At 56.7% G+C, this 14,754-nt stretch carries 14 protein-coding genes; 8 read left to right on the top strand and 6 right to left on the bottom strand.

Features of this window, described 5'->3' with window-relative positions:
* The first annotated feature begins 19 nt into the window (after window positions 1–19).
* The 4 genes from puuE to GXP72_RS10180 all read left to right on the top strand — a co-directional run bounded on the left by puuE (window position 20) and on the right by GXP72_RS10180 (window position 5,009).
* Entirely contained in the window at window positions 20–1,291 is a 1,272-nt protein-coding gene (puuE, locus tag GXP72_RS10195; RefSeq protein ID WP_090417200.1) for a 4-aminobutyrate transaminase, read from the top strand.
* Between the two features lie 150 nt (window positions 1,292–1,441).
* On the top strand, window positions 1,442–2,929 hold the full coding sequence (locus tag GXP72_RS10190; protein WP_061715374.1) for a carboxypeptidase M32: 1,488 nt from the start codon (window positions 1,442–1,444) through the stop codon (window positions 2,927–2,929).
* A gap of 565 nt (window positions 2,930–3,494) precedes the next feature.
* Window positions 3,495–3,908 (top strand): acid resistance repetitive basic protein Asr, encoded by a 414-nt coding sequence (asr, locus tag GXP72_RS10185; protein ID WP_032651095.1) that lies wholly within the window; start codon window positions 3,495–3,497, stop codon window positions 3,906–3,908.
* A gap of 279 nt (window positions 3,909–4,187) precedes the next feature.
* Window positions 4,188–5,009, top strand: coding sequence for a serine protease (locus tag GXP72_RS10180; RefSeq protein WP_090417202.1), 822 nt, complete (start codon window positions 4,188–4,190; stop codon window positions 5,007–5,009).
* A 1-nt stretch (window position 5,010) separates the two neighbouring features.
* On the opposite strand, the gene GXP72_RS10175 is transcribed toward GXP72_RS10180, so the two are convergent.
* The 3 genes from GXP72_RS10175 to mdtJ form a co-directional block, all read right to left on the bottom strand.
* Window positions 5,011–7,173: a bifunctional diguanylate cyclase/phosphodiesterase gene (locus GXP72_RS10175; RefSeq protein WP_090417204.1), complete on the bottom strand. Its 2,163-nt coding sequence runs from the start codon at window positions 7,171–7,173 to the stop codon at window positions 5,011–5,013.
* A gap of 83 nt (window positions 7,174–7,256) precedes the next feature.
* Window positions 7,257–7,586: a multidrug/spermidine efflux SMR transporter subunit MdtI gene (gene mdtI, locus GXP72_RS10170; RefSeq protein WP_024909144.1), complete on the bottom strand. Its 330-nt coding sequence runs from the start codon at window positions 7,584–7,586 to the stop codon at window positions 7,257–7,259.
* Window positions 7,573–7,935 (bottom strand): multidrug/spermidine efflux SMR transporter subunit MdtJ, encoded by a 363-nt coding sequence (mdtJ, locus tag GXP72_RS10165; protein WP_024909145.1) that lies wholly within the window; start codon window positions 7,933–7,935, stop codon window positions 7,573–7,575. Before mdtJ ends, mdtI begins: the two co-directional genes overlap by 14 nt.
* 421 nt (window positions 7,936–8,356) lie before the next feature.
* On the opposite strand from mdtJ, the gene GXP72_RS10160 reads away from it, so the two are divergent.
* Window positions 8,357–9,391: an AI-2E family transporter gene (locus GXP72_RS10160; RefSeq protein ID WP_024909146.1), complete on the top strand. Its 1,035-nt coding sequence runs from the start codon at window positions 8,357–8,359 to the stop codon at window positions 9,389–9,391.
* A gap of 3 nt (window positions 9,392–9,394) precedes the next feature.
* Here GXP72_RS10160 and GXP72_RS10155 read toward each other — a convergent pair whose 3' ends face one another.
* Window positions 9,395–10,342, bottom strand: coding sequence for a zinc-dependent alcohol dehydrogenase family protein (locus tag GXP72_RS10155; RefSeq protein WP_090417206.1), 948 nt, complete (start codon window positions 10,340–10,342; stop codon window positions 9,395–9,397).
* 25 nt (window positions 10,343–10,367) lie between these two features.
* Window positions 10,368–11,393 carry an LLM class flavin-dependent oxidoreductase gene (locus GXP72_RS10150; RefSeq protein ID WP_048991174.1) on the bottom strand — a complete coding sequence of 342 codons (1,026 nt, stop codon included), beginning with the start codon at window positions 11,391–11,393 and terminating at the stop codon, window positions 10,368–10,370.
* 178 nt (window positions 11,394–11,571) lie between these two features.
* Here GXP72_RS10150 and yajD point away from each other — a divergent pair, with 178 nt between their 5' ends.
* Complete coding sequence (gene yajD / locus GXP72_RS10145; RefSeq protein ID WP_003857471.1) at window positions 11,572–11,919, top strand: HNH nuclease YajD; 348 nt, start codon at window positions 11,572–11,574, stop codon at window positions 11,917–11,919.
* Window positions 11,920–11,954: 35 nt separating this feature from the next.
* Here yajD and GXP72_RS10140 read toward each other — a convergent pair whose 3' ends face one another.
* Window positions 11,955–12,740, bottom strand: a complete 786-nt coding sequence (locus GXP72_RS10140; protein WP_061715379.1) for a MipA/OmpV family protein — start codon at window positions 12,738–12,740, stop codon at window positions 11,955–11,957.
* A 124-nt stretch (window positions 12,741–12,864) separates the two neighbouring features.
* Between GXP72_RS10140 and GXP72_RS10135 the strand changes: the two genes are divergently transcribed.
* Both GXP72_RS10135 and GXP72_RS10130 read left to right on the top strand, forming a co-directional pair.
* Window positions 12,865–13,560, top strand: coding sequence for a response regulator (locus GXP72_RS10135; RefSeq protein WP_048991176.1), 696 nt, complete (start codon window positions 12,865–12,867; stop codon window positions 13,558–13,560).
* Window positions 13,557–14,753 (top strand): ATP-binding protein, encoded by a 1,197-nt coding sequence (locus GXP72_RS10130; RefSeq protein WP_061715380.1) that lies wholly within the window; start codon window positions 13,557–13,559, stop codon window positions 14,751–14,753. The genes GXP72_RS10135 and GXP72_RS10130 overlap by 4 nt, the downstream gene beginning before the upstream one ends.
* The last annotated feature ends 1 nt before the right edge of the window (window position 14,754 follow it).

The following is a 14,754-nucleotide window of genomic DNA, read 5'->3' as shown; positions in this document are numbered from 1 at the left end:
CGACAAAAGGGTATCTGACATGAGTAACCAGGAATTTCATCAGCGCAGACTTTCTGCCACCCCGCGCGGCGTAGGCGTAATGTGTGATTTCTTTGCCCGCTCGGCGGAGAATGCCACGCTTACCGACGTGGAAGGCAACGACTATATTGATTTCGCCGCCGGGATCGCGGTACTGAATACCGGCCATCGTCATCCTGAACTGGTGGCTGCCGTAGAAAAACAGCTTCACCAGTTCACCCACACGGCCTACCAGATTGTGCCGTATGAAAGCTACGTTTCATTGGCCGAAAAACTTAACGAGCTGGCCCCGGTGCAGAGCCCGGCCAAAACGGCGTTCTTCACAACGGGCGCGGAAGCGGTGGAAAATGCCATTAAAATCGCCCGGGCCCACACCGGCAGACCGGGTGTGATAGCCTTCGGGGGAGGCTTTCACGGCCGAACCTATATGACCATGGCGTTAACCGGCAAGGTCGCACCTTACAAGCTGGGATTTGGCCCCTTCCCGGGGTCGGTTTATCACGTGCCGTATCCCTCCGAGCTGCACGGCATCACGACGCAGGATGCCATCACGGCGATAGAACGCCTGTTCAAAGCAGATATTGAGGCGAAACAGGTGGCGGCGATTATTTTTGAACCCATCCAGGGTGAAGGCGGATTCAACGTCGCCCCGCCAGAACTGGTGGCCGCCATCCGCCGCATCTGTGATGAGCACGGGATTGTGATGATTGCCGACGAAGTGCAGAGCGGCTTCGCCCGTACGGGTAAGCTGTTTGCGATGGAACACTACGCGGACAAACCCGACCTGATGACGATGGCTAAAAGCCTGGCAGGCGGAATGCCGCTGTCCGGCGTGGTGGGTCGCGCCGACATCATGGACGCGCCGGCGCCCGGCGGCCTGGGGGGAACCTATGCCGGCAACCCGCTTGCGGTGGCCGCCGCGCACGCGGTGCTGAAGATTATCGACAACGAGTCGCTGTGCGCACGCGCCCGTCAGCTGGGCGATCGGCTGAAAGCCACGCTGGAGGAGATTCAGGGCACCTTCCCTGCACTCGTGGCGATAAGGGGAAGAGGATCGATGATCGCGGCGGAGTTTTTTGATCCCGAGAGCCGTGAACCTTCAGCCGCCATCGCGCAGGCGATCCAGCAAAAGGCGCTCGCTCAGGGCCTGCTGTTGTTGATCTGCGGCCAGTACGGCAACGTGATCCGCTTCCTTTATCCGCTGACCATTCCGGATGCCCAGTTCACCCAGGCACTGGCGATCCTGCAACAGATTATGCGCGATAAGGCCTGAGTGCCCACCGAAAACCGTCTCCCGGAATTCCGGCGACGGTTTCAACGGAGGAAATCGGCACAGATTTCCTCCGTGTGGGAAATGTTGGGGAATTGGGTCCGTTTCATTGTATGCTCCCTGAAACACATCCCTGGCATGAGGAAATAAGAATTGCAAAAAATATCAGCCTATCAGTCACTTGTGAAAATCTTCCAGCGTCTCTCCCGCTTCTCGCACCTCTCCTCCATCGCCAGCTGGGACATGTTCACCATGATGCCGCCAGGCGGCAGCGCCGCGCGCGGCGAGGCGCTGGCGGAGATGAGCGTCCTGCAGCACCAGATCCTGACCGATAAAAAAGTCGGTGACCTGTTAGCGGCAGCGGCAGGAGAAGATCTGAATGACGTCGAGCAGGCCAACCTGCGCGAAATGACGCGCCACTACCAGCAGGCGACCCTGCTGCCCGAATCGCTGGTGGAAGCCAAATCGCTGGCGGGCAATAAATGTGAACACGCCTGGCGTACCCAGCGTCCCGCCAACGACTGGCAGGGCTTTTCCGCCAACCTGAAAGAGGTGGTCAAACTCAGCCGCGAAGAGGCTCGCCTGCGGGCGGAAGCCAAAGGCTGTACGCCTTACGACGCGCTGCTGGATATTTTTGAACCCGACATGACCAGCGCTCGTCTGGACGTTCTGTTCGGCGATATGAAGTCCTGGCTACCGGACCTGCTGGCAAACGTGGTGGAAAAACAGGCTCAGCGCTCGTTCGTTCCCCCTCAGGGCCCCTTCCCGACGGCAACACAGCGTGAACTGGGCCTGGAAGCCATGAAGATGCTCGGCTTCGATTTTAACAGCGGTCGCCTCGACGTAAGCGCGCACCCGTTCTGCGGCGGCGTACCGGAGGACGTGCGCATCACCACGCGCTATGACGAGGATGAGCTGCTTAGCGCGCTGTTTGGCGTGATCCACGAAACCGGACACGCGCGCTACGAACAAAACCTGCCGCGCGCGTGGGCAGGACAGCCGATTGCGCTGGCCCGCTCAACCGCGATCCATGAATCACAGAGCCTGTTCTTTGAGATGCAGCTGGGACGCAGTGAAGCCTTCCTCAAGCATCTTCTCCCTGCGGTGCATGCCCGCTTTGGCAGCCAGGCGGCGTTCAGCGAAGAGAACTTTATCGCCTGGAACCAGCGCGTGAAGCCGGGCTATATCCGCGTCGATGCGGACGAAGTGAGCTACCCGGCGCACGTGGTGCTGCGCTATGAGATTGAGCGGTCGCTGATCAACGGCGAGATCGAAGTGGACGATATCCCTGCCCTGTGGGACGAGAAAATGCAGGCCTGGCTCGGGTTATCCACCAAAGACAACTACCGCAACGGCTGTATGCAGGATATTCACTGGACTGACGGCGGTTTTGGCTACTTCCCGTCGTATACGCTGGGGGCCATGTATGCCGCGCAGCTGTTCCATGCCGCGAAAACGGCGCTTCCGGGTCTGCAGGCCTCCATCGCTGAGGGCGATTTTTCTGCACTCTTTGAGTGGCTGCGTCAGAACATCTGGCAGCACGGCAGTCGCTTCAGCACGTCGCAGTTAATTACCCAGGCGACGGGCGAGGATCTGAACATCCGTTACTTCCGCGAACATCTGACCTCGCGCTATTTGTAATCTGTTTGGCCGGAGGTGAGGGACCTCCAGTAAATTTTTTAAGCAGAAGCGATAACCTTGTTTCAGAACGACTAAAGGCTTTCAGCGATGCCCTGGTCCGGCTGTAAATCGCTGAGGCGTTTGCCTTCCGGCCGGGGCGAGGCGCATGGATGCGCCGAGAGGGCGGGCTTTACAGGGATGTTACCTCCGCCCGTCCCCGATAAGCCGGAAGGAATACGCCGAGGGCACCGCGAAGCGGCGATTTACCGCCGGGAGCCAGGGTTGCCAGGGTGGTGGCGACTGAGCCACCCTGGCACGTTCACAGGCCATGTCGTTAAAGAGTAGCAAGGAATATAAAGTGAACGGAATGACCACCAGAGCCGTATGTTCCCCCTCACCCCAGCCCTCTCCCTCAAGGGAGAGGGGGTCGTCTGTGCAGGCATTATTTTATAGGGAACACCGGCAATGTACATATGGTTACACGCCGATACCAATCACTCACGGAAACCTCGAATTTACAGGGATATAGTTATTTCAACGGCCCCGCAGTGGGGTTAAATGAAAAACCAAATTCGAGGGTATGAGAATGAATAAAGTATTAGCTCTGGTTGTTGCCGCTGCTATGGGTCTGTCTTCTGCTGCATTTGCTGCTGACACTACCGCAACTGCTGCACCGGCTGCCGCACCTGCTGCAACCACCACCGCTGCCCCAGCAAAAGCGGTTCACCATAAGAAACATCACAAAGCTGCAGCGAAAAAAGAAGCCGCTGCACCTGCAACCGCAGCACCAACCGAGCAGAAAGCTCAGGCTGCCAAAAAGCACCACCACAAAAAAGCCGCTAAACCGGCTGTAGAGCAAAAAGCTCAGGCTGCTAAAAAGCATCACCACAAAAAAGCCGCTAAACCGGCTGTAGAGCAGAAAGCTCAGGCTGCTAAAAAGCATCACAAAAAAGCAGTAAAACACGAAGCTGCTAAACCAGCTGCACAGCCAGCTGCGTAAGAGTACAAGCTAAACCGTGCCCTTCGGGGCACGTTGGTAAACCGGCGCCGAACCGGAACAGGTTCCGCGCCGTTTTTTTTATCCGGAGGGCGTATGCTGCGACGCTATCGGTTTGAGCTGATTCTGATCCTGCTTATTTTATGCGCGCTCATCGCCAGCCATTTTTATCTTTCCTGATTGTAGCACGCTGATTTTGCTCCCACTTTAGCGCTGTCCCGTCTATAGTATTTTCATAGGGTTCACTTTTAATAATCATAATTACCCCCACCAGAGTGTGATATGCGTAAATCTGTTGTGTTGTTACTGGGAACGTTTGGTCTTTTTTCTGGATTTTCACATGCGGATGATGGCGGTGATGACACCATTAGCGCGAAAGAGCTAAAGACGCTTTTTTTCGGTCATGACGATCGCACGCGCGTCGCCGATCCCACTCAGGCTCCCTGGGATGCTATAGGTCAACTGGAAACCGCCAGCGGTAACTTATGTACTGCGACGTTGATCACCCCACAGCTTGCCCTGACGGCAGGCCATTGTCTGTTAACGCCGCCAAACGGCAAGCCGGATAAAGCGGTTGCCCTGCGGTTTGTGTCGCAAAAAGGGACCTGGCGCTATGAAATCCACGGCATTGAAGGTCGGGTTGATCCCTCTCTTGGCAAACGCTTGAAACCGGATGGTGACGGCTGGATCGTGCCGCCGGGGGCTGCCTCATGGGACTTTGGCCTGATCGTTTTACGCTACCCGCCTTCAGGCATTACGCCACTGCCGTTATTTGAGGGCGACAAAGCCGCACTCACCGCCGCGCTGAAAGCCACTGACCGGAAGGTGACGCAATCGGGCTATCCTGTCGATCATCTGGATACGCTTTATACGCATACCGACTGTATTGTGACGGGCTGGGCGCAAACCAGCGTGCTCTCCCATCAGTGCGATACGTTACCGGGCGATAGCGGCTCACCGCTGATGCTGAAAACAGATAACGGCTGGCAGCTGATCGGTGTGCAGAGCTCTGCCCCGGCGGCGAAAGATCGCTGGCGCGCCGATAACCGGGCCTTGTCCGTGACCGGTTTTCGCGACAAGCTGGAAGCGCTGGCGCAGCAGTAAATCAGCAGCGTCTGACCTTACGTAACGCTCTGATTGACTCAATCGGCATCGGCTGGCTGAACCAAAAACCCTGCAGTTGATCGCAGCCAGCCAGCCGCAGCAGTTTCATTTGCTTCTCGGTTTCCACCCCTTCTGCCACCACCGCCATGCCCAGCGCATTGGCAATCCGCACCGTGCCGCTCACCAGCGCGGCCGCCTGTTCATCGTGGTCCACCAGCCCGGCCAGGGATTTATCGATCTTGATGGTGTCGAAGTTAAAACGCCGCAAATAGCCAATGCTGGAATAGCCGGTACCAAAATCATCCAGCGCCACCGCGGTGCCCAGCGCTTTAAGATTGGCTATCGCCATGCGGGCACGCTCCGGGTTTTCCAGCACGTAGGACTCCGTGACCTCAAGCTGCAGTCGGTGGGCCGGGAAACGGGTGGTCTCCAGCACGCTGGCCACTTTTTCTTCAAAGGCGGGATCGCGAAATTGCGCGGGGGAGATATTTACGGAGAGCTTTAAGTCGCCGTGCGGCTGCAGATCCTGGCAGGCCCGCTGCAACACAAACTGGCCCAGCTTGTAAATCAGACCGCTGGTCTCCGCGATGGTGATAAAAATATCCGGCCCAAGCGGCCCGTCCGGACGACGCGGCCAGCGGACCAGCGCCTCGACGCTGCTCATTGTCTGGCTGTGGGCGTCAATAATCGGCTGATACCAGACCTCAAACTCATCGCGTGCCAGACCGTCACGAATCTGATTTTCAATCGCCAGCTTGCGTTCCCGGACGCTGTTCAACTCCGCATCATAGTGGGTAATACGCCCTTTCCCGCTCATTTTGGCGTGATACATGGCAATATCGGCGCGGCGAAACAGTTCTGAGCTGTTGCATTCAGTCAGGGTTCCGCTGGCGATACCGATACTGGCCCCGATATGGATGGTGCGTTCCCCCAGTTGAACCGGGGTGGTGAGAAAATCCAGCACCGAAACGGCAAAGGCGGTAGCCTGCACCTCTGCATCATCACCGCCGATGGTCATGGCAAATTCATCCCCGCCCATCCGCGCCAGCATCCCGCCCGGCGGCACGCGTTCACTCAGCGTTTTCGCAATCGCCACGATGAGATCGTCCCCCACGCTGTGACCATAGATATCATTCACATCCTTAAAACCATCGAGATCGATAAACACCACGCTTTTGACGTCGGTATCACCGCGTAAACGCACCCGATCCAGCGCCTCGATGAGCGCACGCCGGTTAGGCAAGTGGCTTAGCCAGTCCGTTCTGGCAACCAGACGCGCCTGGCTTTCCCCTCGCGCAAGCTTGTACAGCCCCACGCTGCTCACCAGAATAAAGAGCAGGATGAGGGCCGACGCCAGCACCACAATCTGCCTGATATCAGAAGATGCCGCCTGGGCGGCCTGCGCCCCCGGAAGCCGCGCCTGCCAGTTAAGATAGCCCAGCAGCTCCCCAGCCGAACTGCGCAGCGGCATACTCAGCTCGTTAATTTTTTCCGGCGTAAAGTGAAGGTTATCGATCTGAAAGGTTGCTCCCAGGTCGGATAAGATTCTGGCGTTCAGATGACGGGTGATCACCAGATAGCGGCGTGTTCCGTCGGTAACCTGTAATCTTCCGACCATCGGGCGAATCAATCCAATGCCCACAAAAGCGACGCCGCTGCGTGTTTTGCTGATCCCGGCATAGATATTTTTATCGCTTGATAAGTCGCGCGCGTGCTGAGCAATAAGGGCTTTCAGCCCCTTACCAAAAAAATCGAGATTCGTCTCCTGAAAGGGCTGACTTTTAAACGATCCCCAGATGACATTGAAATGCTCATCCAGCACGAAGGTCCCGTCATAGAGGTTATTGATTTTAAAGCCAGCACCCCAGGTGTTATACAACCAGTCCGTATCGAGCGTGGGACGGTAGGCCTCCCGCACCGCATCGTCCCAGACGGCGTTATCCAGCACCAGCGAGGAGACGCGATTAACCGAGGTCTGAATAGCCCCCTGCACGGAAAGCGCCGTACGGTGTTCATCAATTTCGTTGGTTTTGGTGCTGATAAGATGCAGGGAAAGATAGAGCAGTGCGACGATGGAGATGATTAAGCCGATCCCCGCCATGAAGACCATGGCAAACAACGTTCTCGCATTGGGAATATTGCGCCAGCTTAATGTGCGATACATCAGCCATCCTCTTCATGTTTTGCTTTTCTAAGCGTAATACAGGCAGCGAATTTCGCTGCCTGTAAATCATGGTTTGAGGTCTGTCAGGCGAGTTTTATCATGATCATGCCGGCAAGCAGCAAGATGAGCCCCATCCAGCCCTTGTTATTTAAACGCTGGCCGAAGAGCACCCAGCCTGCGGCCAGCGTGGCGGCGATACCAAAACCACCCCACAGCGCATAGGCCACCGAAAGATCGATCCCTTTTACCGCCTGGGACAGGGCGCTGAACGCCCCGAGAACCGCGGCAATCGACATCAGGCCGTAGAGTTTACGGCGAAAACCATCAGAGAATTTCAGCAGAACGTTCGCCAGGATTTCCAGCACAATGGCGAGCCCCAGCCAGGCCGCATGAACCCATTCAAACTGTTGCATGGTTCTGCTCCTTCTGCTGTTTGCCAGGTTTTCGGGTACCGGATTTAATCAGCACAATACCCGCGACCAGCGTCGTTAACCCGGCGACCTTCATTGGTGTTAATGTTTCGTCAAATATCAGCACGCTGAAAAGCGTAATCAACAAAATACCGATTCCTTCCCACAGTGCATACGCGACGCCCAGCGCAATTTTTTTCACCGCAAACGAGAGGAAAATATAAGAAAGCGAAATCATCACCAGCATCAAAATAAAACCGGTGTTGCCATCGCTGATGCTTGCCCACTTCATAGACAGCGTGCCGGTAATTTCAGCGATAATTGCCAGCGCTAATAGGATCCAGTAAAACATGTTTTTCTCCTGCTTGAGAATATAATCCATCGTGGCCCGCTGCGTGCAGCAAACCAAAAAATACGAATTGAAATCAGACAGCTAAGCGCTTAGCGCCAGCTCAGGCAGAAGAGATGACTATAGTGCGGTGCGCCAGTGTTGCTCACCAGAAAGCAGGCAGAAGGAGGTGGAGTATACAGCGGTATTGTTTGAAGAGTACGTCCTGAACATATTGTCCATAAAATTACAATTATCCGCGTTGTTGCTTCTCGTCTTTGCGGATGAAAATTGTCCTCGGTAGTTAAACACACCAAATTTGTACCATAAGCCAGGATTTTACTCAAAGTCTTTGCAATTCTTTACCCATCCCGTTTGATTTTGGTTAGTTTATTGCAATGCCGTTCACCTTTATTATAAATAAAAAGATTTTTCCGGAGTCACCATGGCTAAACCCATCATTACCCTGAACGGGTTAAAAATTGTCATCATGCTGGGCATGCTGGTGATCATATTGACAGGCGTTCGTTTTGCCGCCGACATTATTGTGCCTTTTATTCTGTCCCTGTTTGTTGCAGTGATCCTTAATCCACTGGTACAGCGCATGACGCGGCTACGCATTCCGCGCGTGCTGGCCATCACGCTGCTTATCAGCATCATTATTGTGGCGATGGTCTTGCTGGTGGCGTATCTGGGGACCTCGCTAAACGAACTGGCGCGAACGCTGCCAAAATACCGCTCTTCGCTGGCGATACCGCTGCTGCAGCTTGAACCCTGGCTGCAGCGCGCGGGTATCGAAGTCTCGGTTGAGGAACTCCTGAAATATATCGACCCCAATGCGGCCATGACGATCGTTACCAGCCTGCTGGCACAGCTTTCCAATGCCATGACATCCATTTTCCTGCTGTTTTTAACGGTGGTGTTCATGCTGCTGGAGGTACCGCAGCTGCCGGCAAAACTGCAGCAGATGATGGTCCGTCCGGTTGAAGGGATGGGGGCGATTCAACGCGCGCTGGACAGCGTCTCCCGCTATCTGGTGCTGAAAACCGCCATTAGTCTGGTCACGGGCGGTGTCGTCTGGGTGATGCTTCTGGCGCTGGACGTTCGCTTTGCGTTTGTCTGGGGGTTGCTGGCATTTGCGCTTAACTACATTCCCAACATCGGCTCCGTGCTGGCGGCGATCCCCCCTATCCTTCAGGTGCTGGTTTTCAGCGGGCTTTATGACGCGCTGATCCTGCTGGCCGGATACCTGGTCATCAATCTGGTGTTCGGTAATATTCTTGAGCCACGCATGATGGGGCGAGGGCTGGGACTTTCCACGCTGGTGGTCTTTTTGTCCCTGATATTCTGGGGCTGGCTGCTCGGGCCCGTTGGGATGCTGCTCTCCGTCCCGCTGACCATCATCGTCAAGATTGGCCTGGAACAGACGGCGGGCGGGCAAAGTATCGCCGTGCTGCTGAGCGATATGAGCCATCAGTAGCGTTCAGTCCGCCATCGACAGGAGGGGCTTGCGGGTCCTTCCACCTTCGCGATACGTACCGATCGCTCTCTGCCATTCCGCCAGTGGATACACCGTGACGTCGCTGTACCCACTGTTGGGCAAATTAAGCCAGATGCGGTCAAACTCGGCGCGCCACGCCTCAGCGCTGAGCGCATCCAGACCGTTTCGGATATGGAACCACGCCACGCGCGGCACGGGCCGTTGCTGTCTGAAGGTTTGCCCGGAGAGTAGGCCGTAGCAAACAAACATGCCCTGCTCGGGCATCACGCTGAGGATCGCTTCCGCAAGCGGCCCGCCGGTGGCATCGTAGACGATATCGCTGCGGGCGGCGACGGTGCCAATTCTGTTTGCGTCATGCTGCGCGACGGGAATGATGCCCATCGCCTCCAGCCGTTCAGCATGCACGGCAGAACGGTGAATGCCATACACCGCTTCCGCCCCCGCCTGACGCGCCCACTGCCCCAGCAGGATGGCGCAATCCGACCCGGCAGCCGTGAGCAGCACCCGCTTTCCACGAGGCGGGTAGCGGGTCAGCATCATCTGCGCCGCCAGCGGGTTGATGTAGGCCCGCGCGGCCAGGTGCGAGTCGACAACGTCCGGAATGGGTATCGCATACTCTGCCGGGCAATCAACATAGCGCTGCCAGGTGCCCTGACCGCGCAGCGGCAGGACGCGCTTACCCACCAGATGCTTAAACGAGGCGGGCGCCTCGGTGACAACGCCGACACCTTCATACCCCGCGACGGCAGGTAACGGGGTTCTGTGACGGTAGGCGCCGGTAATGGGAATGAGATCGGACGCGTTCACCGGAGAAAACAGCATTCGCACGCGGAGATGACCCGGTGTAAGCGCCCCCAGCGGCGCGGTTTCAGGTTGCAGAACGGTTTCTGGCTCGCCAAAACGGCGATACCAGAGGGCCAGGTTTTCCATTACGATCTCACGGCTGCTAGCGGAACTACTCGCGCCAGCCCATTGCCGGTGCGACATGTTTGAGAATAGACTCAATCACGTGCGCATTATAATCCACACCCAGTTGGTTCGGTACGGTCAGTAAAAGCGTGTCCGCCTCGGCAATCGCCTCGTCCTTTTTCAGCTGTTCAACCAGCTTGTCCGGCTCCGCGGCATAGCTGCGCCCGAAGATGGCGCGCGTTTTCTCATCAAGATACCCCACGCTATCGCTGTCGTTGCGGCTGGCACCGAAATACATCCGGTCGCGGTCGTCCATCAGCGCAAAAATACTGCGGCTGACCGACACCCGCGGCTCGCGCGTATGCCCTGCCTCTTTCCAGGCCTGACGGTAAGCCCGAATCTGTTTTGCCTGCTGAATATGGAACGGCTCACCGGTTTCATCGTCCTTCAGGGTTGAGCTTTGCAGGTTCATTCCCAGCGTTGCCGCCCATACGGCCGTCGCATTTGAACCGGCGCCCCACCAGATACGCTCGCGCAGCCCTTCAGAATACGGCTCCAGGCGCAGCAGCCCCGGCGGATTCGGGAACATTGGCTGCGGGTTCGGTTTGGCAAACCCTTCCCCGCGCAGCACCTCAAGCAGCACCTCGGTATGACGACGCGCCATATCCGACTCGTTTTCCCCTTCCTGCGGGACATAGCCGAAATGACGCCAGCCATCGATGACCTGCTCCGGCGAGCCACGGCTGATGCCAAGCTGCAGGCGACCGCCGGAAATCAGATCCGCCGCGCCCGCATCTTCGGCCATGTACATCGGATTTTCATAGCGCATATCGATCACGCCGGTACCGATTTCGATGGTCTTCGTTTTTGCGCCAATGGCGGCCAGCAGAGGGAACGGCGAGCTAAGCTGTCGGGCAAAGTGGTGCACGCGGAAATACGCGCCGTCTGCCCCCAGCTCTTCAGCCGCCACGGCTAAATCGATGGACTGCAGCAGCGTGTCTGCCGCCGAGCGCGTGCCGGACTGCGGTGAAGGCGTCCAGTGACCAAAGGATAAAAACCCGATCTTTTTCATAACCATGTGTCCTGATAATGCGTTGCGTTCTGTCCACTTTACGCATTACCCGGTAAGAATAAATGCCGTTTATTTAACGGAATGATTCAAATAAATTGACAGAATTGAGCGGGGCGTCATTACGCGCCATAATGGGATATAATATCCCCCACTTTTTTCATGGCAGGTAAAACCGGCAATGGCTCTAATCCCTAAAAACTACGCGCGGCTGGAAAGCGGTTATCGCGAAAAAGCATTAAAAATCTATCCATGGGTGTGTGGACGCTGCTCGCGCGAGTTTGTCTATTCCAATCTGCGTGAACTCACGGTTCACCATATCGATCACGACCATACCAATAACCCGGAAGATGGCAGCAACTGGGAGCTGTTGTGCCTGTTTTGCCACGATCACGAGCATTCGAAATACACCGAAGCGGATCAGTACGGCACCACCGTGGTCGCAGGGGAAGACGCGCAAAAAGACGTGGGCGTCGCCACGTTTAACCCGTTTGCCGATTTAAAAGCGATGATGGATAAGAAGAAGTAATCCTCTTCCCCTCGCTCACATCGTGCTCTGCGAATTTAAAATGTCCAGGTGATAGCGGCGGTTGCAGACCCCTCGTTGCGCCGCATCACGATCGGGCTGTTATTCGCACGATCGCTAAGCCAGGTATAGTCCGCGCTCAGGACCGTCCCCCAGTGAGCATCGAACTGATGGCTCCAGGTCAGGCTGGTATCGACGCCATAAAATCCACCCGGCGCTGAATAGCGGCGATATCCAGTGCGGCGACTCTGCTGCTCGCTGACCCCATACCACGTATTCAGATAACGGCTGTCGCCAAACAGGGCCGCAGACTGCAAGGCGACCGTGTCCTGGTTATTTTGTAAAGGGATTAGCGTCACGGAGGCCTGATAGCTTACCCCCTGGCTGTCCGTTAACGGCAGCGTCGCTTTGCCTTCCATACTCAGCCATGGCTCGGTCTGCCAGCCTACGGCAAGGCCGGTATTCAGGGTGGCATCAATGTCCCCCATCCCTTTCAGATTGTTTGCCCCCTCACGCCAGCCAGAATTTTTCTCAGCCCTTCCAAAGTCGTAGCCCAGCGTGTGTTCGAAATACCAACCGCTGTCATTTTGCAGGTCATATCCCACCCCTTTTTGCGCATCAATAAAGAAAGCGCCTTTACGACCCTGCAGCACCGGAACCACCTGCCACACCTGCTTGTCTGAGCCTGAGTAACGCGGGGCATACTGCCCTCCCAGCCCGACGGTTAAGGAATCGGACGCGGTGCCATCATCCGCCTGCACGCCAGACGTCACGACCATCAGAAGCGGGACGGACATATACAGGACTTTTTTTATCGCTATCATACTGCTCTCCATACAGACGCTGGCGTCTCCTGATTCAGGGGCGACCACACAATGTTGGCGCAGTATGATTTGGCTGAATCAATGAATCGTCGGGATAGTGTTAAGAAATGGTCAAGGTGAACGGATGTTGTCCAGAAGAGTGCTGATTATTGAAGATGACGCCGATGCGGCTGGCGTGCTCGAAGCCTATTTACGGCGTGAAAATTACGACGTGACCATTACCGGGGACGGTCTTTCCGGCCTGGATATGGCGCAGCGGTGGAAGCCCGACCTCATTCTGCTGGACGTAATGCTGCCGGGGCTTAACGGCACCGAGGTGCTGGCGGGCCTGCGTCGTAAAAGCGATGTGCCGGTGATTATGGTTACGGCCATGGGGGATACTCCCGATCGCATTGGCGCCCTGCGTTACGGTGCCGATGATTACGTTGTGAAGCCTTATCATCCGGGCGAAGTGGTGGCGCGGGTGCAGGCGGTGCTGCGGCGCAGCAGTAAAAAAGAGACAGACGAAGCGATCCTTCGCTGGCAAACGCTGGAGGTGGATGTCGCCGCCATTGTGGCGAGCGTGGATAACGGCGACGACGCCCCCGTGATGCTCGATCTTACGCCAACGGAATTCTCGCTTCTGGCAACGCTGCTGCGTTCTCCTGCGCACCCGTTCTCCCGCCAGTATTTACTGGAACACTGCTTGCCGGAAAGCGAGGCGCTGGAGCGCGTGGTGGACACCCATATTTATAACCTGCGTAAAAAACTCGAAGCGGCGGGTATTTCCGGCGTGCTGATCAACGTTCGCGGCGTGGGTTACAGGTTCAGACAGCCATGATAAAAAACCGACACGCCTCTCTGTGGCGCTGGATTTGCGCACGCATTTTAGCGCTGGCCATCGGCAGCGTGATCGTCATTGCCACCTGCATGTGGTTGCGCTATGCGGTACAAAACTACTGGATCATGGGCAAGATGCCGCCAGCGGTCCGGCAGGAGTTTCTTACGCTCAGCCAGAACCCGCAGGCCAATCCGGCCCGCTTCCACACGATTGTGGACACATGGTGGGGCCTGAGCTATTCCACGCCGTCTATCGCCTCAGCCGACTGGGTCACGGTAGCCCTGCTGGTGCTGGTAATGATCCCGTTTATTGTGGTAATGGGGCTAAAACACGCCCGCCCGCTGGCGCTACAGTTCAGCCGACTTCGCGATGCGGCAAAGGATGTCGCCGAAGGTCAGTTTGGCCGTCAGGCAGAGCTGATCAAAGATGCACCGGCAGAAATGGTCAGCTTTGCGACCGACTTTAACTCTATGACGGGACAACTTGCCCGCTATGAGAAAGAGCTCCGCGCCTCGCACGTCGCGATGGCGCATGAGCTGCGCTCGCCCCTGACGGCCGCCATCGGGCGTCTGCAGGGCATGTTAGACGGCGTGTTTGATGCCAGCCCGGCGCAGCTGGGCATGGTGATGAAACAGCTCCAGCACCTCAACCGCCTCACCGATGAACTCCACCTTCTCTCTTTGGCAGACGCGGGTAACCTTGTGCTGGAGGACCAGCCGTTCTGTCTGGATGAGCTGATTCAGGAGCGGGCTGCCTGGATCATGCCCCAGGCGGATGCGCATCATTTCAGGATAACGCTGCGTAACCCGCACACCAGCCCCTTCCGGGGCGATGCGTTCCGTATGGGGCAGGTCGTTACCATCCTCATGGAAAATGCGCTACGTTACGGACGCGAAGGCGGTCACCTTGAGGTGGCACTGCATTACGCCAGCGGGCATTACATCCTCGAATTCACCGATGACGGGCCGGGCGTGTCGCCCCAGTTCTTACCGGAAATGTTTAAACGCTTTAGCCGCGAGGAGCAGTCCCGCGCGCGGCATTCCGGCGGCAGCGGCCTTGGTTTGTCCATTGCCCGGGCGATTTGCCAGGCGCATGGGGGTGAGATTAGCGCGTCATTACCGGAAACCGGCGGCCTCGCGGTGCGCATTTTGTTGCCCTGGCATCCCTCCGATAATGAAAATCGCCACTCTTGAT

It is taken from the genome of Enterobacter sp. SES19 (genome assembly GCF_011765665.1).
Taxonomy (GTDB): domain Bacteria; phylum Pseudomonadota; class Gammaproteobacteria; order Enterobacterales; family Enterobacteriaceae; genus Enterobacter; species Enterobacter pseudoroggenkampii.
The sequence above is the reverse complement of the archived record's forward strand: the minus strand, read 5'-3'. Positions and strand labels throughout refer to the sequence as shown.

Coding starts and splice junctions, on each gene's coding strand:
- GXP72_RS10155 (WP_090417206.1), bottom strand. CDS start 10,342: ATGGAAAACCTGGCCCTCTGGTATCGCCGTTTTGGCGAGCCAGAAACC.
- puuE (WP_090417200.1), top strand. CDS start 20: ATGAGTAACCAGGAATTTCATCAGCGCAGACTTTCTGCCACCCCGCGC.
- GXP72_RS10160 (WP_024909146.1), top strand. CDS start 8,357: ATGGCTAAACCCATCATTACCCTGAACGGGTTAAAAATTGTCATCATG.
- GXP72_RS10130 (WP_061715380.1), top strand. CDS start 13,557: ATGATAAAAAACCGACACGCCTCTCTGTGGCGCTGGATTTGCGCACGC.
- GXP72_RS10135 (WP_048991176.1), top strand. CDS start 12,865: ATGTTGTCCAGAAGAGTGCTGATTATTGAAGATGACGCCGATGCGGCT.
- GXP72_RS10150 (WP_048991174.1), bottom strand. CDS start 11,393: ATGAAAAAGATCGGGTTTTTATCCTTTGGTCACTGGACGCCTTCACCG.
- yajD (WP_003857471.1), top strand. CDS start 11,572: ATGGCTCTAATCCCTAAAAACTACGCGCGGCTGGAAAGCGGTTATCGC.
- mdtI (WP_024909144.1), bottom strand. CDS start 7,586: ATGCAACAGTTTGAATGGGTTCATGCGGCCTGGCTGGGGCTCGCCATT.
- GXP72_RS10140 (WP_061715379.1), bottom strand. CDS start 12,740: ATGATAGCGATAAAAAAAGTCCTGTATATGTCCGTCCCGCTTCTGATG.
- GXP72_RS10175 (WP_090417204.1), bottom strand. CDS start 7,173: ATGTATCGCACATTAAGCTGGCGCAATATTCCCAATGCGAGAACGTTG.
- asr (WP_032651095.1), top strand. CDS start 3,495: ATGAATAAAGTATTAGCTCTGGTTGTTGCCGCTGCTATGGGTCTGTCT.
- mdtJ (WP_024909145.1), bottom strand. CDS start 7,935: ATGTTTTACTGGATCCTATTAGCGCTGGCAATTATCGCTGAAATTACC.
- GXP72_RS10180 (WP_090417202.1), top strand. CDS start 4,188: ATGCGTAAATCTGTTGTGTTGTTACTGGGAACGTTTGGTCTTTTTTCT.